19 protein-coding genes and 1 riboswitch are annotated in these 19,633 nt (G+C 41.6%); of the genes, 16 read left to right on the forward strand and 3 right to left on the reverse strand.

Features of this window, described 5'->3' with window-relative positions; translation table 11 throughout:
- Positions 1 to 103: 103 nt before the first annotated feature.
- The 16 genes from MPH60_RS07860 (at position 104) to MPH60_RS07935 (ending at position 16,144) form a co-directional block, all read left to right on the forward strand.
- Positions 104 to 433 carry a hypothetical protein gene (locus MPH60_RS07860; RefSeq protein ID WP_089364046.1) on the forward strand — a complete coding sequence of 110 codons (330 nt, stop codon included), beginning with the start codon at positions 104 to 106 and terminating at the stop codon, positions 431 to 433.
- A 182-nt stretch (positions 434 to 615) separates the two neighbouring features.
- On the forward strand, positions 616 to 1,980 hold the full coding sequence (locus MPH60_RS07865) for an aspartate aminotransferase family protein (RefSeq protein WP_241590374.1): 1,365 nt from the start codon (positions 616 to 618) through the stop codon (positions 1,978 to 1,980).
- Between the two features lie 23 nt (positions 1,981 to 2,003).
- Positions 2,004 to 2,693, forward strand: a complete 690-nt coding sequence (locus MPH60_RS07870; protein ID WP_241590405.1) for a 3-oxoacid CoA-transferase subunit A — start codon at positions 2,004 to 2,006, stop codon at positions 2,691 to 2,693.
- Positions 2,660 to 3,325, forward strand: a complete 666-nt coding sequence (locus tag MPH60_RS07875; RefSeq protein ID WP_241590375.1) for a 3-oxoacid CoA-transferase subunit B — start codon at positions 2,660 to 2,662, stop codon at positions 3,323 to 3,325. The genes MPH60_RS07870 and MPH60_RS07875 overlap by 34 nt, the downstream gene beginning before the upstream one ends.
- Positions 3,326 to 3,334: 9 nt before the next feature.
- Positions 3,335 to 4,606: a peptidase gene (locus tag MPH60_RS07880; protein WP_241590376.1), complete on the forward strand. Its 1,272-nt coding sequence runs from the start codon at positions 3,335 to 3,337 to the stop codon at positions 4,604 to 4,606.
- A gap of 78 nt (positions 4,607 to 4,684) precedes the next feature.
- Complete coding sequence (ablB, locus tag MPH60_RS07885; RefSeq protein WP_241590377.1) at positions 4,685 to 5,533, forward strand: putative beta-lysine N-acetyltransferase; 849 nt, start codon at positions 4,685 to 4,687, stop codon at positions 5,531 to 5,533.
- An 83-nt stretch (positions 5,534 to 5,616) separates the two neighbouring features.
- Positions 5,617 to 6,996 (forward strand): sigma-54 interaction domain-containing protein, encoded by a 1,380-nt coding sequence (locus MPH60_RS07890; RefSeq protein WP_241590378.1) that lies wholly within the window; start codon positions 5,617 to 5,619, stop codon positions 6,994 to 6,996.
- 121 nt (positions 6,997 to 7,117) lie between these two features.
- Positions 7,118 to 8,521: a lysine 2,3-aminomutase gene (gene ablA / locus MPH60_RS07895; RefSeq protein ID WP_241590379.1), complete on the forward strand. Its 1,404-nt coding sequence runs from the start codon at positions 7,118 to 7,120 to the stop codon at positions 8,519 to 8,521.
- A 1-nt stretch (position 8,522) separates the two neighbouring features.
- Positions 8,523 to 8,798 carry a YokU family protein gene (locus tag MPH60_RS07900; protein ID WP_241590380.1) on the forward strand — a complete coding sequence of 92 codons (276 nt, stop codon included), beginning with the start codon at positions 8,523 to 8,525 and terminating at the stop codon, positions 8,796 to 8,798.
- A 427-nt stretch (positions 8,799 to 9,225) separates the two neighbouring features.
- On the forward strand, positions 9,226 to 9,468 hold the full coding sequence (locus tag MPH60_RS07905; RefSeq protein ID WP_101225334.1) for a YozE family protein: 243 nt from the start codon (positions 9,226 to 9,228) through the stop codon (positions 9,466 to 9,468).
- A 14-nt stretch (positions 9,469 to 9,482) separates the two neighbouring features.
- Complete coding sequence (locus MPH60_RS07910) at positions 9,483 to 11,249, forward strand: ATP-binding protein (RefSeq protein ID WP_241590381.1); 1,767 nt, start codon at positions 9,483 to 9,485, stop codon at positions 11,247 to 11,249.
- Between the two features lie 150 nt (positions 11,250 to 11,399).
- On the forward strand, positions 11,400 to 12,107 hold the full coding sequence (locus MPH60_RS07915) for a hypothetical protein (RefSeq protein WP_214750321.1): 708 nt from the start codon (positions 11,400 to 11,402) through the stop codon (positions 12,105 to 12,107).
- 180 nt (positions 12,108 to 12,287) lie between these two features.
- The gene (locus tag MPH60_RS07920; RefSeq protein ID WP_064505166.1) at positions 12,288 to 12,458 is read left to right on the forward strand and encodes a YozD family protein; all 171 of its coding nucleotides are present in this window, start codon (positions 12,288 to 12,290) and stop codon (positions 12,456 to 12,458) included.
- Positions 12,459 to 12,699: 241 nt separating this feature from the next.
- The gene (deoD, locus tag MPH60_RS07925; protein ID WP_241590382.1) at positions 12,700 to 13,404 is read left to right on the forward strand and encodes a purine-nucleoside phosphorylase; all 705 of its coding nucleotides are present in this window, start codon (positions 12,700 to 12,702) and stop codon (positions 13,402 to 13,404) included.
- Positions 13,405 to 13,651: 247 nt separating this feature from the next.
- Positions 13,652 to 15,139, forward strand: coding sequence for a S41 family peptidase (locus MPH60_RS07930; RefSeq protein WP_245406284.1), 1,488 nt, complete (start codon positions 13,652 to 13,654; stop codon positions 15,137 to 15,139).
- A gap of 114 nt (positions 15,140 to 15,253) precedes the next feature.
- Positions 15,254 to 16,144 (forward strand): LCP family protein, encoded by an 891-nt coding sequence (locus tag MPH60_RS07935; protein WP_241590384.1) that lies wholly within the window; start codon positions 15,254 to 15,256, stop codon positions 16,142 to 16,144.
- 91 nt (positions 16,145 to 16,235) lie between these two features.
- Here the strand turns inward: MPH60_RS07935 and mtnA are convergent, their stop codons facing one another.
- The 3 genes from mtnA to MPH60_RS07950 all read right to left on the reverse strand — a co-directional run bounded on the left by mtnA (position 16,236) and on the right by MPH60_RS07950 (position 19,585).
- Positions 16,236 to 17,282 (reverse strand): S-methyl-5-thioribose-1-phosphate isomerase, encoded by a 1,047-nt coding sequence (gene mtnA, locus MPH60_RS07940; RefSeq protein WP_241590385.1) that lies wholly within the window; start codon positions 17,280 to 17,282, stop codon positions 16,236 to 16,238.
- Between the two features lie 14 nt (positions 17,283 to 17,296).
- Entirely contained in the window at positions 17,297 to 18,499 is a 1,203-nt protein-coding gene (gene mtnK / locus MPH60_RS07945; RefSeq protein WP_241590386.1) for an S-methyl-5-thioribose kinase, read from the reverse strand.
- Positions 18,500 to 18,577: 78 nt separating this feature from the next.
- A riboswitch (SAM riboswitch) is annotated at positions 18,578 to 18,731 on the reverse strand.
- Between the two features lie 71 nt (positions 18,732 to 18,802).
- The gene (locus tag MPH60_RS07950; RefSeq protein WP_241590387.1) at positions 18,803 to 19,585 is read right to left on the reverse strand and encodes a carbon-nitrogen family hydrolase; all 783 of its coding nucleotides are present in this window, start codon (positions 19,583 to 19,585) and stop codon (positions 18,803 to 18,805) included.
- Between the last annotated feature and the right edge of the window lie 48 nt (positions 19,586 to 19,633).

A 19,633-nucleotide genomic window follows, 5' to 3' on the forward strand; every position in this document is an offset into this window, starting at 1 on the left:
TGTCCTATTTTACAAGCATTATTAGGGAATATGAGTCTAATAGTTCAAATTCTTTATTTTTCTGATATAATACTAAGAGATTTAAAATAGAAAAGGTGATTATGTGTTATTAACAATTCCAGCATCCATTCGTTTAGAAGGGGCTTTGGCCGAGTATAATAAAAAAGGCCGTGTGAGCCATACATGTTTCGTATGTAACGAAGACACTTCTAATGGGGATGCAAGTAACTTGAACTACTATAAGTTAGGAACTAAAAAAGTTTGTCATTCCTGCATGAAAAATGTTTTGCGTCATCCGTCTTTAAAAGAGTATGAATATGTACATACTTCAGTTATCGATAAAACTGCTTTTTATAAAAATGTGCTGGCTGTTTTAAAGGATGAAAGTTTTTTGGAATCAATTCGTGAAGAAAAACTAAATAGCGTATTGTAAGAAAAAAGTGTATCTCTTGCGGATACACTTTTTTTGTCGCCATTTTTTTGAGGATCTCTCATGAAACCAAGAAACGTATCCGATTACATGCCTAGGTCAATTTCCTTAGCAAGATTGTCTTCACCTGGACATACACTTTATTATATTGCATTTGTTTTTAAAGAGAAGGAGTGTGCAGGCTTATGGAGCAGTCTTCATTAATCAAACCGGTCCTGGGAGGAGCCTACCCGACTATCAGTCATGGTCAGGGAGTTTTTTTGTACGATAAAGATGGAAAGGATTATCTAGATGCTTCTTCCGGTGCTGTTACAGCCAATATTGGCCATGGAGTCCAGGAAGTCATTGAGGCGATGGTCAAACAGGCTAGACAGGTTTCATTCGTGTATCGTTCCCAATTTACCAGCGATGCTGCAGAGAAACTTGCCGGGAAAATTGCAGAATTGACAAAAGGGGAACTGACATACAGCTTTTTTGTAAACAGCGGCTCCGAAGCGACTGAAACGGCATTGAAAATTGCCATTCAGCATTGGCAGGAAAAAGGGAAGCCAAAGAAACAGAAAATCATATCGAGATGGATGAGCTACCATGGCATTACGCTGGGAGCTCTTTCAATGTCCGGACATCCGATTCGCCGAGAACGATTTACTCCTTTGCTTGAATCATATCCTTCTGTATCTCCTCCATATTGTTACCGATGTCCACTTCAACTTGATTCGCATTCGTGCGGAATGGCCTGTGCTTCGGAATTGGAAGCATCAATCCGGCGTATTGGCAGTGAAAATATAGCTGCATTCATTGCTGAACCTGTTATCGGCGCTGCAGGAGGGGCAATCGTTCCTCCTGATGGTTATTTTCGAAAACTCAAGAAAATATGCGAGGAGAATGAAATTTTATTCATTGCGGATGAAGTAATGACCGGATTTGGACGTACCGGAAAAATGCTTGCTTCCGAATATTGGGATGTGGAACCTGATATCGTAACTTTTGGTAAAGGCATGAGTGGAGGGTATACCCCGATAGCAGCCGCAGTAATGACCAAAAACGTGATGGAGCCCATAATGAAAGGCTCGAAATCAATTATAGGAGGCCATACGCTTAGCGCTAATCCGTTATCGTGTGCGATATCTTTGGCCGTTTTGGAATATGTCGAAAAGAATGAACTTGTCGAAAAATCGGCCGACAGAGGGAATTACCTGATTAGGGGCTTGAAAAAGTTGGCAGAGAAGTATTCCTTTATCGGTGATATACGAGGGAGAGGTTTATTGATTGGCATCGAATTTGTCCAGGATAAAGCAACATCGGCCCCATTTCCGAAGGAGGCAGACGTGACCAATGTAATCATTGAATTGGGAATGAGAAATGGAATACTACTTTATCCCGCAGCCGCAGGCCTTGACGGTGTAACCGGGGCAGCCATCATCATCTCCCCTCCGTTAACGATATCGGAAGAGGAGTGTGCTGAATTGTTAATGAGAGTCGATATAACGTTTAGGCAATTCAATGAATCGATAGGTAAACGTTCATCAAAACAAGGAAGTGATTCATAGTGGTGGAAAATACATTCCAGAAGATTTGTCGTTTGGAGGATGTGCGCCATCACTTTAAAGATCATCAGTCCATCCTCTATGGGGGATTCGGTGGCATAGGGACGCCTCCGGGATTGATCAATCTGATTTTGGAATCAGGCATTAAGGATTTAACCTTGATTGGGAACGATACAGGTTTTCCCGATATCGGAATCGGAAAACTGGTCACGCAACGCCGAGCGAAAAAGATCATCGTTTCCCATATCGGTTCCAATCCTAATGCAGGACTATTAATGAACAATGGAGAACTCGAAGTGGAGTTCTCTCCGCAGGGGACACTTGTCGAACGCATCCGGGCCGGAGGGATGGGCTTAGGGGGTATATTGACCGATATTGGAATTGAGGCCGATATCGTCCGGGACGGCAAGCAAACCGTAAAGCTAGGGAAGAAAAACTATCTGGTGGAACCGGCATTAACTGCAGATATCGCCATTGTTTACGCAGAAATGGCAGATCCTTATGGAAATCTTATATTTGATAAAAGCGCCCGGAACACGAATCCAATCGTTGCTGCCGCTGGACAAATCACTATAGTAGAAGCCATGCAGATCGTTCCGCTTGGCTCTTTGGATCCAGAGGATATCATTGTTCCGGGTGCCTTTGTGGATTATATCATTCCATCAAAAGGAGTCGATTGGAAATGGGTTTGGGAACAGAAGATAGAAATAGAATAGCGAAACGCGCAGCAGCAGAAATAAGCGATGGGATGCTGGTCAATTTGGGAATTGGCATTCCCTCACTTGTACCGAATCATCTTTTGAATGACCATAAAGTTATGTTTCATGCGGAAAATGGCCTTGTCGGAATTGGCAGTACTCCTGAAACGGGGAAGGAAGATGCACATCTTTGCAATGCAGGGGGACTGCCGATCACCATTAGAGCCGGGGCTTCCTACTGCGACAGTACTGTTGCATTTGGGATGATACGGCGTGGCAGGGTGGATATCACGATTCTAGGAGCCCTTCAAGTAAGTCAAGCGGGGGATCTCGCTAACTGGATTGTCCCGGGTAAGCGGGTGCCAGGCATGGGCGGTGCCATGGAGCTGGCTGCAAAGGCCAAAAAGGTCATTGTCTTGATGGAACATAATGATAAAGCGGGCATGTCTAAATTAGTCAAAAAATGTACGCTGCCGTTAACTGCCAAGAAATGCGTACATATGATCATCACCGAATTAGGCGTGTTTTCCGTAACTTCGGGGGGCCTCCTTTTAACTGATGTATTTGATACGTCCAGCATTCAGGAAATCAGGAATCGGACAGAAGCCTCGTTTACCGTCTCTGAAAACATCCATATTTTAAAAGAATGAGAGAGGAGAATGGATATGTATGAGGAAAAAATAAGAACATGGTTGAATGAACATCGGATGAATGGGGTTCAGCTTTTGCAAAAACTGGTTCAGGAACCGAGCAAAAGGGGGCAAGAAGGAAGTGCACAAGCCATAGTGGTCGAGAAGTGCAGACAACTTGGTCTAGAAATAGATCTTTGGGAAATCGGGGATGAACAATTAAGAAAACATCCCCATTTTTATTGCGACCGCCGGGATTTTAAAGGGAATCCGAATCTTGTGGCAATTAAAAGAGGAACGGGCCAGGGGAGATCCCTTATTTTAAACGGACATATTGATGTAGTTCCTGAAGGAGATCATGCAGCATGGCACGATGATCCGTATAGCGGCAAGTTTATTGACGGGAAAGTTTTCGGGCGGGGAACGACGGACATGAAGGGCGGCAATGTATCTTTATTGCTGGCCATTGAAGCGATCGTCGAATCCGGAATCAAATTGAAGGGGGATGTGATATTCCAGAGTGTGATTGAAGAAGAAAGCGGTGGTGCCGGCACACTTGCGGCAGTCTTGCGGGGGTACAAAGCTGATGGTGCAATCATTCCAGAGCCTACAAATATGAAACTATTCCCTTTACAGCAAGGTTCGATGTGGTTTCGACTGAAAATAAAAGGCAAGTCTGCACATGGAGGCACAAGGTATGAAGGAGTCAGTGCAATAGATAAAGCGGTTGGTGTAATGAAAGAAATCAAGTTGCTTGAACAACAACGGAATGAGTCACTCCGTCATTCACTCTATAAAAATGTCCCTATCCCCATTCCAATCAACATAGGTAGCATTCAAAGCGGGAATTGGCCTTCCTCCGTGCCGGATACAGCCGTTCTGGAAGGTAGATTCGGTATAGCCCCGACAGAAACCATGGAAGAAGCACAAAAGTCGCTGATGGAGCGAATAGATGCTTTAAACCGGAGTGATGCATGGTTTAAAGAAAAACCGATTGAATTAGAATGGTTTGGGGCCAGATGGCTGCCTGGCAATCTCGAAATAGATCATCCGCTCATGAAGACAATTGGCACATATTATGAAAAAGTGGTAGCGGAGGAACCGCTTGTCGAAGCGTCCCCTTGGGCGACGGACGGAGGGTATCTTTCATCAGTTGGCTCTACCCCCGTAGTTGTGTTTGGACCAGGGGAAACGAAGATGGCCCATGATTCGAACGAATATATAGAGGTGGATAAAATGATGGAGGTTGCGGAAATCATCGCATTGACCATGATGGAATGGTGTGGGGTGGACCAGGAATAATCATTTTTCCCAAGGTCTGATTCCAGGAAGGGTCAGGCCTTTCGCAACAATTTTCGAAGATGTGAAAGGAGCGGACAAATGGAGGCTGGAATCATTGAAAAAAGAATTCAAAAGCCAAGGTGCACCATACATATTACGATCGACCATTTTAATAAGCGAATCAGGGTTGATGATTATCTAGGTCATTTTCAAGATTGCGTGGAGGAATCTTTAAAGGTGGCTAAAGACATTTCAGCAGAAAAAATCATCTTCAAGTCACGCAAGGAAAACGTTCTGTCATTGCTTGCCCAAGGCTTTCTATATGAAGGAAGCATCGATAAATTCTTTTTGGGAAGCGATTGTTTCTTCCTTGTTAAATATAACCTGAATGCAAGGCGCAATAGTGCAGAATGGGAAAAGGAAGATCAAATCCTTACCGATGTACAGAGGCTGCCGATAAAATCAGGATTAGATAACCCGCCGTCAGCCTATCAAGGGCGTAAAGCGGAAGTTACCGATGCACCTCAACTGGCCCGATTGTATGGGGAGGTTTTTAAAGTGTATCCCACACCGATGAATGATCCGCTATATGTGAAAAAGTGCATGGAAAAGGGAACGGTTTTTTACATTTATGTCCATGGAGACAGGATTGTCAGTGCTGCTTCAGCAGAAATTGATTCCTTTTACCATAATGCAGAAATCACCGATTGTGCGACATTGCCGGAACATCGGCAGTACGGCTTGATGAAACACTTGATTTCCGCGCTTGAAGAATATCTTATTTCTCATGGGGTTTATTGTATTTTTTCGATTGCCAGGTCGCTCTCATTCGGCATGAATGCTGCATTGCATCAGCATGGATACTCGTACCGCGGACGTTTGGCCAATAACTGTTACATCTTCGATAAACTGGAAGACATGAATCTTTGGGTGAAAAATTTCACTTGAATGCTCAATTTTAGGCGGTACACTGACAAGTTTTTGGCATTTCCTCATATACATCTAGCAAGAAGGTCTTGAGGAGGGATATCTTGCCAAGTGAATTTTTTAATACAAGTGAAGTGTTGGAAGCAATATTAGAAACCATTGATGAAGGCATTCATGTGATAGATCCAAAAGGACAGACCATCTTTTATAACGAAGTGGCGGCCAATCATGATGGGATGAAAAGAAGTGAGGTGCTTGGGAAACCGTTGCTTGAAGCCTTCCCTTCTTTGAATCACAAATCATCGACATTGCTTCGGGTCATTAAATCTGAAAAACCAATCTACAACTATAGCCAATCGTATGTAAATGCACATGGGCGAATCATTGAGACGTTAAACACGACGCTCCCCATATATGTAGATGGGTTTATGATAGGAGCTATAGAGATTGCCAAGGATTATTCAAGCTTGAAGCAATTATCTGAAAGATTAGCAGACCTGGAAAGCTCGCTCAAGACGATCAAAAGTCCTGAAAGGAAAAAGCCCGGAACCGGTGGATTATATTCTTTCACTGAAATCCTGACTATTGATGCTGGATTCAAAGGTCTGATCTCACAAGGGAAAAAGGCTGCCCGCTCCTCCTCATCGGTATTGGTTTATGGGGAAAGCGGTGTAGGAAAAGAGCTTTTTGTTCAAAGCATACACCAGGGTTCGAGCCGGAGTAAAGAACCATTCATCGCGCAAAATTGTGCAGCCTTACCAGAAAATTTATTGGAATCGCTACTATTCGGTACCGCTAAAGGAAGCTACACTGGTGCTGTGGAACGCCAGGGACTGTTTGAATTGGCCAATGGCGGAACCTTGTTTTTGGATGAATTGCAATCGATGCCGATTGACTTGCAGGCAAAGCTTTTGCGTGTGCTCGAAGATGGGTTCATAAGGAGGATAGGCGGTACAAAGAGTGTACAGGTGGATGTGAGGATCATGGCAGCGATGAATGTAGATCCGAAAAAGGCGGTATCGGATAACGAACTAAGGCCCGATTTATTTTACCGATTGAACGTATTGAGCTACGAGCTGCCCCCTCTAAGGGAGCGGATTGATGATATAGAGCTTCTTACTGAACATTTCATATCCATATTTAACAGTAAATTAGGATTGTCCATAAAAGGCGTGGATGAGCAGACAAAGGTTTTCTTTCGGGAATATCATTGGCCTGGTAATGTAAGGGAGCTTAAACATACCGTAGAATTCATGATGAACCATACGGAGGATGATGTTTTGAACCTTGCAGATTTGCCCCAGTCTTTAAAAAAGCGCACCCCATCTAAAAAAATACTTCCGCTTCGCGAGGCCATGATTGAGATGGAAACAAAATTGATTACCGAGGCCCTTCTTCAAACGAACGGCAACGTTTTCCAGGCCTCGAAGCTCTTGCAAATTCCAAGACAGACCTTGCAATATAAAATTAAAAAGCATATTTGAATGGAAACAATCCGGATGCCTGCCTGCAGTCCGGTTTTTTTTTATGGGCTTTTGAATTATTGGGTCATTTTGGCACCCATCTTGCATTTAATACTACTATCATGACTCAGGAGGTATAACCATGTTATTTGACTTATATAAGCCAGATCGCAATTGGAAAGATATAGAGCTATGGAAAGATGTAACCGAAGAACAATGGAACAACTGGCTGTGGCAGCTTACGAATACGATCCGAACTGTTGATGATTTGAAGAAAGTGATAAACCTGACTCCGGATGAAGAGGAAGGTGTGAGGATTTCCACAAAAACCATTCCATTGAATATCACCCCCTACTATGCTTCGTTAATGAATAAAGATGACCCAAGGTGTCCAATCAGAATGCAATCGGTCCCAATCTCGGAAGAAATGCATAAAACCAAATATGACATGGAAGACCCCCTTCATGAGGATGAGGACTCCCCAGTGCCGGGACTGACCCATAGATATCCGGATCGCGTTCTTTTTTTGGTGACGAATCAGTGCTCCATGTACTGCCGTTATTGTACGAGAAGACGCTTTTCAGGACAAATTGGCATGGGCGTGCCCAAAAAACAATTGGACGCTGCAATCGGTTATATACGTGACACACCGGCAGTGCGGGATGTCCTTATTTCAGGCGGGGACGGATTATTGATCAATGATACGATCCTTGAATATATCCTCAAAAACTTAAGGGAAATTCCTCATGTTGAGATAATCAGGATAGGTACGCGGGCTCCGGTTGTTTTTCCTCAAAGAATCACCGAAAATTTATGCACCATATTAAAAAAATATCATCCGGTTTGGCTGAATACTCATTTCAATACCTCGATTGAAATTACCGAGGAGTCAAAGAAAGCATGTGAGATGCTTGCCGATGCAGGTGTACCTGTGGGCAACCAGGCGGTTATTTTAGCGGGGATCAATGACAGTGTCGCAATCATGAAAAAGCTGATGCATGACCTTGTTAAGATTCGTGTCCGTCCCTACTATATTTATCAGTGCGATCTGTCGGAAGGCATCGGTCACTTCAGGGCTCCCATTTCAAAAGGCATAGAAATCATCGAGGGGCTCCGAGGCCATACATCCGGGTATGCTGTACCTACCTTCGTCGTCGATGCTCCAGGAGGGGGAGGGAAAATCACGCTTCAGCCGAATTATATCCTTTCACAATCTCCAACAAAAACGGTGCTGCGCAATTTTGAAGGTGTGATAACCACATATCCCGAACCTGAGCAATATACACCAGGACTTGCAGATGATTACTTCAAAGGGGTATATCCTGATATGGAAGAAAAACAATCAGATATAGGTGTATCAGGTTTAATGAACGACAAGCAATTCAATTTAGTGCCTGAAGGACTGAAGCGAATGAATCGACGGGAAAATTACGTGACCAACCCAGAGCATGCTTCATTGAAAAACCAACGTGAAAAGCGGGATTTGTTAAAAGAAAAGAAATTCCAGGCACAGCAAAAAAAGAGCACGCCTAAGGGAGATGAATAGCATGGAGACGTGTCCATGGTGTGAGAAAGGGAAGCTTGCATCAGTAAATGGGACTGTGTATTGGGAACTGCCGGATGGTACGAGGGCAGTTGAAATTACGGAGACCCCCTCATCTCATTGTGAGAGTTGCGATGCGCTTTTTCAAAGTGATGAAATAGTGAAGGAAATTGAAAATCAACTATTTTTAATTGATTCGAAACAGCTTGAAAAACAAACGACGTATAGTGAGCTAATGAACATGAAAAGGCTGTTGAAACGTAACTACTTTGATTTTTAGCGGCAGGATGCATTTACATTTCCATATATGAATGAATAAATCCCCCCATTTGGACAGAATTAGTGTAAACCACTATTTCCATCTTAGATGAAGGGGATTTTCCATTTCAGATAATGAAAATAATAAGGTTTTTGAAGTGCATTTGTTTGAAAAAGCGGGTTGAGCAAGAATGAAGCACTACGTTCCTTTTTCGAATCATGAAAAACGTATAAAATAAAAAAGAATTTCCATCTAAAATGGACGGGATTAATATACGGTATTTAAGTGTAATTCCGTAAGAAAATGAATGTTTTTTTGGATGAAAAAACGTGGATTTCTATAAAGCGAGGAAGAATAGACCAAATTCTTTTTAAAAAAGTGGACGGAAGCGAAAGTTTCCGATATATTAAAGCAGAAATCATAGTTATTTTAGGGGGGGCTCAACATCATGAGACCATTTTATTTATATTTAATGAAATTTCGACAACCAAAGGAAATTGATGCAATCACTAAATTTGCCAATCATGCCTATGAGGATCATGGCTTCCCAAAACAATCGACTGATTATAATGAACTGAGCAGTTATTTAGAATTGAATGCGGACTATCTCGATAGTATGTCACTATTCGATCAAGCATGGGAACAGTATGTCCAAATAGAAGAAGGGCTCTTATTAGGAGATCAGGAATAGGGAGGATCGGAAGGATGCTTAAAAGCCTTCAAACCCGAATTTTGCTTTATTCATTACTTATTGCAAGTGTTCCTCTTCTGATATTGGGAATTATATCCTATGGATCACAACGGTCCCTCCTTGAGAAGGAAGCAAAAAACGCCCTGAATGCAGGTTCACTGAATATTGTAAATGAAACATATAGCTATTTGAACGAGCGGATCAGTGATGTGAAGTTAATGAGCGCAAATTCGGTAATCATCAATCCTGGCCATTCAAAAGAAGAGAAGTCAGAGGAACTAAAAAAGATTATCGATGCAAAAGGAAATTATTACGGTGTCTTGCATTTGGATATGAAAGGCAATGTCATTGCAGATACATCCAATAAAATGATCGGGGATAACCTCGCGCAGAGAATATGGTTCAAAGAGGCCATAGAAGGTCATGAATTCCTTTCTGACGTTTATAAAACCCGGGCTTTCTCAGAACCGATAATAGCTCTGAGTGCGCCGGTATATGATCAGGCAGGGAAAATGATCGGTGTCGTATCTCCAGCTTTCCGATTGGAAGGACTTTGGGAGATGATGGAGAAAAAGGCTAATGAAATTAGCGATAAATACCCAGTGAACTTTTTCATGATCAATCAAGAAGGCATCATGATTTCGAAAAAAGACCCGCATGGAGTCATGCACGACTCTGCCTTGAAAGAAATGGGATTAACGAAAGATAAACTGATGGAAGCTTCGTTATCGGATGAATTGTATAGTGCAGAGAATGGGGAAAAAATATATTCCATCCAGCCTGTCCATACGATTGCAAAGACGGAGCATAAATGGTTTGTTGTTGTGGGTGCAGATAAGAAACAAGTGTTTCAGCCTTTGAATGACCTTTTAACACGGTATCTGACAATCTACAGCATCGTTTTTGTTTCTATCATTCTGGCTGTCTATTTACTAACAAAGACCCTTGTGCGGCCAGTTCAAGAACTTGTCGAAGCGACAGAGGATTTCATTGGAGGAAAGGAATTCATCATTTCCGACAAAAGAAGCTTCGAGGAAATGGAAAAATTGAACCTTGCCTTTCTAAGAATGATGGAAACGATAGAAGATCGTGAAAAGGAAATCGTCCGTACGGAAAAATTGAAATATGTCGGCCAGCTTGCTGCCGGTGTCGCACATGAAATCAGGAACCCGATGACGACAATAAAGGGATTTTTCCAATTATTGAAGAGCCAGGATCATGATAAAACATTAATAGAAAAATATAGTGATGTCATGCTCCATGAAGTGGATCGGGTTAATGTATTCGTGACACAACTTCTTGATTTAGCAAAACCGCATCAACTGGAATGGGAGAAAATCGATTTAAAGGATTTCCTTGAAGAAATTATAGCTACCTATATCCCTTCAATTCCGAGTTCTCATGTAAGACTAATTAATAAAGTGACACATTCTGTCGTTGTTTATTCAGACAGGAACCGATTAAGGCAGGTTCTCTTGAATGTATTGAATAATTCTTGTGAAGCCCTTGAAGCAAGGGGACAGATTGAACTGCATCATACTTCCGTGTCCCATTATGTAAGATTAGTGATCAGCGATGATGGGAAAGGCATCAGTCCCGAGAATTTAAAAAATATCGGCATGCCCTTTTATACCACCAAACCGGATGGAAACGGATTAGGTGTGGCGACGTGCATTCAGATAATGGAGGAATTAAAAGGGAAATTCCAAATTGAGAGCGTCCGCGACGAAGGAACCAAAGTGACGCTCATTATTCCCACTGTGAACCGTCTCATTAAATGAGGCGGTTTTTGGTTGTAGTGCTATTTAATAAATGGGCCGGTTACTTAGCTAAATGAGCAAAATGCCCTCTCTTTTCCATTAACCTCCATGTTTGTTTGTGCATATAATTTACTAATCAAACGATAAGGACCATATTGGGGGATGTCTCTTATGGGCAAAAAAAAACAGCCAAAATTTAAATTAGGCGATACAGTCGTAATAACAATGTATGGGACAGTCGGGAATATAACCGATGTGAAATTTCTCGATGGTGCTTATGTGTATGAAGTGAACTATAGTGAAGGTCTTTATATCGAAAAAACATTGCAATCGATAAATGAATATGAAGGTGAAATCCTTTATCAAAAAGAACAAATCGATATTGAATATAAATATTTATTAGGTGACTTGGTCCAGGTGGATGGGTATGAACAGGATTATTTCAAGATTATCGGCTATCGAACGGAAATTTGGCGCTATAAGGAAAATGCCTGGGAGGATGTAATCTATGAGTTATCCAGAATCTCTGATGGTGAATGGCTTGAAGCGCATGAGGAAGAACTGACTTTGATAGCCGATGCTAAACGTGCAGATGGAATCATTAAAAAGTTGGGTCTGCTACTTCCTAAAAAGAAAAATGAGCTTGCTATCATTGCTAAACAAAACAACCCTGGTAAAGGTGAGCGAGAAATGACAATGACAAAAAATGAAAAAAAGGAAATGATTGATGGACTGTTGGATTTATATAATGATTATTGTAAGCTCTACGAACATTTTGGCGATGATGAATATCGTCACATCATGAAGATCGCCCTTGCTAAAATTGAAAAAGCGGCTGAGGAAATTTATCCAGATCATAAAAAGAAGCAAACGAAGTGAAAGGTATCCTGCATTTTTTAAGGGGGTAATTTCCCAATTTCCTATAGAAGCTTCCATTCAAATTGAATACGGATGGATCATGATAAATATAGGCCCTTCAAATGATTTTCCATAATGGGATGCCTTACTGGTATATTTGTCTCTACACATTCATAGACCTTTAAATAAGGGGGCGATGATTTGCGAGAAATTGAGGTTTTTATTGATACAGAAGAGATAGCGGAATTCTTTTTTCAAGAATTGATAAGACGGGGCTATCTTCCAACAGAAGCTGAAGTTGAAGATCTTGCTGACATCACATTCGAATATCTTCTTGAAAAGTGCATAATTGATGAAGAAGTCGATGAGTAACCGGTCATAAGACGGTTAACAGCTTCCTATCCCTTAATTTTATAAAACTAAAAAAAAGACGGCGGACCTCCGCCGTTTTGTTGCGGTTTAAAGGAAGGGTGCCAAAGTTCTTTTCATGACTTCCAGTTTCCTTATCTTTTTCAAGTTCTAGGATAAGGTTCGATTTTCCTAACTTGTGGTTGATATGGTATAGTAGTTTTTGAATATCATTTCAACCACAAGTTAAGGAGGACATAGTCGTATGAGCGTACATATTGGTGCAAAAGAAAATGAAATTGCGGAAACGGTCTTACTTCCTGGGGACCCGTTGCGTGCAAAATATATTGCTGAAACATTTTTAGAGGATGCTAAACTTTATAATGAAGTTCGTAACATGTTTGGATATACAGGGACATATAAAGGGAAACGAATTTCTGTACAAGGTACAGGCATGGGTGTCCCATCCATTTCGATTTACGTGAATGAATTGATGAATAGCTATAATGTCCAGAAGCTGATTCGTGTGGGAACTGCAGGAGCGATTCAGAAGGACGTAAAAGTCAGGGATGTAATCCTTGCAATGAGTGCTTCCACAGATTCCCAAATGAACCGCATGACTTTCGGCGGGGTGGACTTTGCCCCAACGGCGGATTTCGAATTACTAAGAAAAGCTTATGACGCCGGCACAGCGAAGAGCTTGCAATTGAAGGTCGGTAATGTATTTACGGCCGATCAGTTTTATAATGATAATAGTGATTTGGAAAAATGGGCAAAATACCAAATACTAGCAATAGAAATGGAATCAGCAGCGCTATACACGCTTGCAGCTAAATTTGGCCGCCAAGCATTATCTGTATTAACCATTTCCGATCACATTTTAACTGGTGAGGAAACATCGGCGGATGAGCGCCAGTCAACCTTTAATGAAATGGTTGAAGTGGCATTGGAAGCAGCTATCCAGGACTGATAATTGGATGTAAATGACAGGCGGGTGACCAGGAATAAGTGAAGCTGTATGATGACAGTTAGTTATTCCTTGGTAGCCCCATTTTTTTAATGTCAATAAACCCCTGTAGTCCATGGAGCTTTCTCTATGATTTAACATTTCCGAAAGGGTAAATAATACATATGATCATAAGTTGTTAATTTTGATAACAATTATTTTTCGATTGTCATGAAAGCTGTTAAAATAGAAAGAAATCGTTTATATCGTCATGAAGAATGAAAGTGGTGAGGCTTCAGTGGAAGAAGAAAATCAAAAACAGCCAAAAGAGGCAGGGAAATTCATTAAAATAAAGAAGTTTACGTTCATTATGGGGATTTTCTTAGTCATATTTCTAACTGCAGGGATTACTACAATAGCCTTGACCTTTGGAGATGAAAAAGTAGAGTCATTAGCACCGGATAAGCATGCGGAATTTGAAAAGCTGTATACTACATACGATAAGATAAAAGATAACTATTATGAAGAGGTTGATGAAGAAAAGCTGGTTGACGGCGCAATTAATGGAATGATCAAATCATTGGATGATCCCTACTCTGCTTATATGGATAAAAAGGAAGCATCGAGTTTCCATGAAAGCATCTCTTCATCTTTTGAAGGAATCGGTGCTGAGATTCAGGAGCAGGATGGACAAATCATGGTCGTCTCACCGATAAAAGGATCCCCAGCAGAAAAAGCAGGGGTAAAGCCGAATGATATCATTTTAAGTGTGGACGGTAAAAGCGTTGAAGGGCTAAGCTCCTCTGAAGCAGTCCTGAAAATCAGGGGCGAGAAGGGTACGAAAGTGGATCTATCCATCTCAAGAGCTGGTGAGTCGGAACCGATTGAGCTCACCATTAAACGGGACACAATTCCGATTGAGACGGTTTATGCGGAAATGCTTGATGATGGAGTTGCAAAAATTCAAGTGACCAGTTTTTCCGAACATACAGTCCAAGAGCTGAAAACGGCGCTTGAAGAAATGTCCAAGAAGGATATGAAGGGTCTCGTATTGGATTTGCGGGGAAACCCGGGGGGACTGCTTGACCAAGCAATAGAAATGGCAAGCCTGTTCATACCTAATGGGGAAGTGGTCCTTCAAGTTGAGGAGCGCAGCGGGAAAAAACAAGTCTATAAATCGGAGAATGATGGAGAACTGAAAATCCCCGTTGCCGTGTTGATTGATGACGGAAGTGCCAGTGCTTCTGAAATCGTTGCAGCGGCTGTCAGTGAATCTGCGGACATTCCATTGATTGGTGTCAAGTCATTTGGGAAAGGGACAGTTCAGACTGCCGAAGACTTTAAAGATGGATCTAACTTCAAATATACGGCAGCTAAATGGTTGACTCCTGAAGGTAATTGGATTCATAAAAAAGGAATCAAGCCGGATATTACTGTGAAGCTTCCTGATTATGCCAGCCTTCCGTACATTTCGCCGGACAAGGAATTGAAAGCATCCGATTCTTCGAGTGAAGTGAAAGCTGCTGAAGAGATGCTGAAGGAAGCAGGCCATGACCCGGGTAAGATAGATGGATTCTTTGATGAAGCAACCGCGAATGCGGTAACAGCATTCCAAAGGGAACAAAAAATTAAAGAAACTGGCACCATTAAAGATGATACTACCGTGAAATTGATGCAGGTCATCCAGGAGAAAATCCTTAAGAATGATACGCAAGTGAAAAAAGCGGTAGAAGTATTAAAGAAAGAAATCAATAAATGATTTTGCCCGAAAAGCCTGTCAGCGATTATCGTTGGCAGGCCTTTTTTGTCGTTTCGTGCATAGTATTCCAATATTAGGCAGAAAATAGGGGTAATTTTCCGATGAGGTGAGGTAATGAAAGAAAAGGTATTGTTCATATATCTATTGATCTTGATTCTGGCAGGCTGCACTTATGCCCCTTTACCCAAACAAAATGGAAATGCAGGTACGGAAAAAAAACTAACCAAAGAAGAGAACCAGGAAAGCGTGAAAACATTTCTGTTAATTGGTGTTGATACAAGGGGAGAGGAAAAATCTCGATCAGATGCGATTATACTGGCAAAATATTTTCCTGAGCAGGAAAAATTGAAGCTGGCCTCGATTATGCGTGATAGTTATGTAAAAATCCCTGGGATTAAATCAGGATATAACAAAATAAATGCAGCTTATTATTATGGTGGAAGGGAACTTCTCAAGAAAACCATACAGGAAAATTTCGATGTCAAAGTTGATCATGTAGCGGTAATTGACTTCCAGGGATTCGTGAAGATGGTCGATTTACTTGCACCTGAGGGATTAGCGGTGAATGTGGACCAGGAAATCATTGATGATATGAGCATTCAAGCAAGCGTCGGTAAAAATGTTTTACATGGGGAGGAAATCTTGAAATATGTCCGTTTTAGACATGACGATGAAAGTGATTTTGGGAGGGTTGAGCGTCAACAAGAAGTAATGGTTCAATTAAAAACAGCGTTTATAAATCAAATCTCATCCTTCGAAGGGATGGCAGCCCTTCCTAGTATAATCGAACAAGGACTCTCATACTTGGATACAGATATTGGACTGAAAACAATAATGGAAATGGGTCCAAAAGCCGTCTTCCATACACCGGACACCGTCGAAACCTTAAGGGTTCCAGTGGAAGGAAGCTTTAACGATGAAATATATCCCCAGTCCGGAGCCGTTTTGGAAATGGACTACACTAAAAATAAGAAGGCACTTCAGGAGTTCTTTTCAAAAAAATAAAAATTGTATTATGGACCTCGCAAGAATAATCACAAAAACGAGAGGGATACGAAATCCTTCTCGTTTTTTATTATCAATAAAGCAACCTGGATCATTTAACGAAAAGCGGAATATTTTTAATGAAATCCGGTGTTATAACGCCATTTTCGGTAATGATGCTTGTAATTAGATGATTCGGTGTAACGTCAAAGGCTGGATTGAAAGTCTTCACGTTTTCGGGAGCGATCCTAACACCTTGAATGAAGGTGATTTCCGCTTCATTCCGTTCTTCGATCGGGATGGAAGTGCCGGACTCGAGAGTAAGGTCGAATGTGGTTGATGGAGCGGCCACGTAAAAAGGGATACCAAAGTGCTTGGCTAATATGGCCAAGCCCAATGTCCCGATTTTATTGGCTGTATCTCCATTAGCCGCAATTCTGTCGGCACCGACAATGATACCATTTATTCCTTTCTGGTGAATCGTATGGGCAGCCATATTATCAGAAATTAATGTGACATCAATCCCCGCTTGCATCAATTCCCAGGCAGTCAAACGCGCTCCTTGCAGGACAGGCCTGGTTTCACATGCATACACTTTTAGCGGAAAGTCTTTTTCTTTAGCCAGGTGGAAGGGAGCCAAGGCTGTGCCATATCGAGCCGTGGCGATTCCCCCAGCGTTGCAATGCGTTAGAATGGAATCTCCTCTAGTGAATAAGGATAAACCATGTTCCCCGATTTTCCTGCACATTTCTTCATCTTCGGCAAAGATGGCTTTAGCCTCCGATACAAGTGCTTCCTTGGCAGTTGAAATGCTTTGCGCGGCTTGCAGAGTATTTTCCATCCTCCTTAACGCCCAAAAAAGGTTGACAGCAGTTGGCCGTGAAGAGGCGAGTTTTTCAATATGCTTCGCTACATTCTTTTTGAATTCCGCTAATTCAGCGGTTGTTTCCTGTTTTGCACCAAGTGCAACACCAAATGCTGCAGTCAGTCCAATTGCTGGGGCTCCGCGAACTTTTAATGTCAAAATGCTGTCATATACATCATCAACAGAATGAAGTTCAATAAATTCAGTTATGGAAGGAAGGGCTTGTTGATTTAATAATGTAATATGGGTATCAGCCCATTGTACCGAATAAGGTAATGGTGCTAGTGTTGTCATGTGCAGGTCTCCTTTTAAATGGTTGAATAAGATGGCAGTGTACGTTGCTTCAACGCTTCAATGACAGCTGGAACATCCAATTCTCCCCGTTTTTTAATTAAAAAAGCACCAATTTCCAATGTTGCCGTTTTGGCAGCGATCCTTGTTTCTTTATCTTCAATGACATTTAAATCGGCAACATGGGAAAGTCCGATGGTTCGCCGAATCAGTTCACAGCCGGCAAAGCCGAATGCATCTTTTTTGAATTTTGTCAGTAAATAAGGCAGATAACCTTTCACATGGCGAAATGGGCTTTTATTTTGGCCTTCCCATAATTCGGAATAAGTTTCTTCAAAGACCTTCCAAAATTCATTAAGGTGTGTGTAAATCTCTTCCTTTCCAACGCTATTACGTGTGACTGCCTGAAAGAGAAGGTTGGCGGTGTATTGACCCAGGTCAAAACCAACTGGACCATAAAAAGCGAATTCCGGATCGATAACCTTTGTTTCAGTTTCACTTGCAAATATACTTCCAGTATGTAAATCTCCATGAAGCAAGGCTTCCTGCTCGGTTTCAAAGCTTTGTTTCAGCTTAGCGACCTCAAGAATCACTTCTTTATCATTCCATATATTTTTGGCGGCATCAGTCAATTCCACCTCGAAATCTCCCGGGAGTTCCTCAAAAAATGGATCAGTGAAAATAAAGACTTCAGTGATTTTGCAGAGTTCGGGATTCGTGAAATGGCGGGCCACTTCCTTTTTCGCAGAGGGTTCTAAATGATAATCGGATGTATAAAATGCCGTTTTCGCCACATATTCACCAATATGCTGTGAAAGCAATGGATAGGAATCTCCTTCGATCAATCCTGTTCTAACGATTTTCAAGTGCGATAAATCCTCCATGACCGTGATGGCAAGCTGTTCATCAGAATAATAGACTTGCGGTACGAATTCTGGGCAATAACTTCTGAAATGAATCAACGCATTCGCTTCAATGGCAGCTCTTTTCAAAGTCAGCGGCCAGCTCTCACCAAGTACCTTGGCATAAGGGACCGCTTGTTTCATTATAATCCCTTTATTTGTGACTGTATCTGTAATATGAAAAACATAATTTAAGTTTCCATCGCCGATTTCTATACATGTTAAACTTGCATCCGCATTGACCAACCCAAGTTTTTTTGCAAGGGTTATGGCTGTTTCGTTTGTCAATCTCTTAAAATTTGAATGGTTTTGAGTCATTCTTTTCCCCTCCGGATTCAAAATAAGAATAAAAAAGCCTCTTTCATATAGAAAGAGGCAGAAGTTTTGGCTTCGGACCTCTTATCTTCCAGAAAATGAATTCTGGTGGAATTAGCACCGTGCTCTGTGGATTTTATAATCCGGCGGTGAATCCGCCCCATTTCACAATGGTATTACAGTCGGTTGCTGGGCTTCATAGGGCCTTTATCCCTCAGCCTGCTCTTGATAAGAGTAAATGTTTTCTGAAATTTTAATCTTCGGGAAAATAATATCAACTTTTTAAATAGTTTGTCAATGGGTAAATTAATAAAAATCAGGACGGCGATCTTCGAATACAGGTATTTTGTTACGTGCTTCCGTAACTTTATTGAAGTCCAAGGTGCCTGTCAGGAGTTCGTTTCCTTCTCCGGCTTCACTTATGATATTCCCCCAAGGATCAATAATCAAGGAATGACCGGCAAAGATATTATTGACATCAGAGCCTGAACGATTAACGGCTACAACATAGGCTTGGTTCTCGATGGCACGGCTAATCAATAAGGCTCTCCAATGATCGAGTCTTGGCTTTGGCCATTCAGCCGTAACGAATAGAACTTCGGCGCCTTTAGCGGTATGGGCTCGTTGCCATTCAGGGAAACGGATGTCATAACAAATGAAACCAGCACATATTTTTTCATCAAGTGTAAATAAACCATCTTTTTCTCCTGGCTTCAGGAAATGATGTTCATCCATTAACTGAAATAAGTGAAGCTTATCATATTCTTTTATGAGATTTCCCTGTTTATCGATGATTATCATGGTGTTATAGATTCCCTTGCTCGTTTTTTTCGCAATGGAACCGCCTACGATGTGAATCTCGTGTTTCCTTGCCTGTGTTTTAAGAAATTCAATCGTTTTTTCCGCCTCTTGATCAGCAATCTCATTTAACCTGCTTAAGTCGTATCCGGTTGTCCAAAGCTCTGGTAAAATGATGATATCGGGTACTGACCGTGCTGCTTTTTCCAACCATTGTTCCGCAACCTGAAAATTGATATCAGGTTGCCCGAATGCTATATCCATTTGAATACAAGCTATTTTCCACTTCATCGTTTAAAACCCCCACATGTAAAAAATGCTTTACAAGACTATGATAAA

The sequence above is a fragment of the Peribacillus sp. Aquil_B1 genome (assembly GCF_022603275.1).
Classification (GTDB): Bacteria; Bacillota; Bacilli; order Bacillales; family DSM-1321; genus Peribacillus.

Coding starts and splice junctions, on each gene's coding strand:
- MPH60_RS07865 (WP_241590374.1), top strand. CDS start 616: ATGGAGCAGTCTTCATTAATCAAACCGGTCCTGGGAGGAGCCTACCCG.
- MPH60_RS07875 (WP_241590375.1), top strand. CDS start 2,660: ATGGGTTTGGGAACAGAAGATAGAAATAGAATAGCGAAACGCGCAGCA.
- MPH60_RS07880 (WP_241590376.1), top strand. CDS start 3,335: ATGGATATGTATGAGGAAAAAATAAGAACATGGTTGAATGAACATCGG.
- ablB (WP_241590377.1), top strand. CDS start 4,685: ATGGAGGCTGGAATCATTGAAAAAAGAATTCAAAAGCCAAGGTGCACC.
- ablA (WP_241590379.1), top strand. CDS start 7,118: ATGTTATTTGACTTATATAAGCCAGATCGCAATTGGAAAGATATAGAG.
- MPH60_RS07900 (WP_241590380.1), top strand. CDS start 8,523: ATGGAGACGTGTCCATGGTGTGAGAAAGGGAAGCTTGCATCAGTAAAT.
- MPH60_RS07905 (WP_101225334.1), top strand. CDS start 9,226: ATGAGACCATTTTATTTATATTTAATGAAATTTCGACAACCAAAGGAA.
- MPH60_RS07910 (WP_241590381.1), top strand. CDS start 9,483: ATGCTTAAAAGCCTTCAAACCCGAATTTTGCTTTATTCATTACTTATT.
- MPH60_RS07915 (WP_214750321.1), top strand. CDS start 11,400: ATGGGCAAAAAAAAACAGCCAAAATTTAAATTAGGCGATACAGTCGTA.
- deoD (WP_241590382.1), top strand. CDS start 12,700: ATGAGCGTACATATTGGTGCAAAAGAAAATGAAATTGCGGAAACGGTC.
- MPH60_RS07930 (WP_245406284.1), top strand. CDS start 13,652: ATGAAGAATGAAAGTGGTGAGGCTTCAGTGGAAGAAGAAAATCAAAAA.
- MPH60_RS07935 (WP_241590384.1), top strand. CDS start 15,254: ATGAAAGAAAAGGTATTGTTCATATATCTATTGATCTTGATTCTGGCA.
- mtnA (WP_241590385.1), bottom strand. CDS start 17,282: ATGACAACACTAGCACCATTACCTTATTCGGTACAATGGGCTGATACC.
- mtnK (WP_241590386.1), bottom strand. CDS start 18,499: ATGACTCAAAACCATTCAAATTTTAAGAGATTGACAAACGAAACAGCC.
- MPH60_RS07950 (WP_241590387.1), bottom strand. CDS start 19,585: ATGAAGTGGAAAATAGCTTGTATTCAAATGGATATAGCATTCGGGCAA.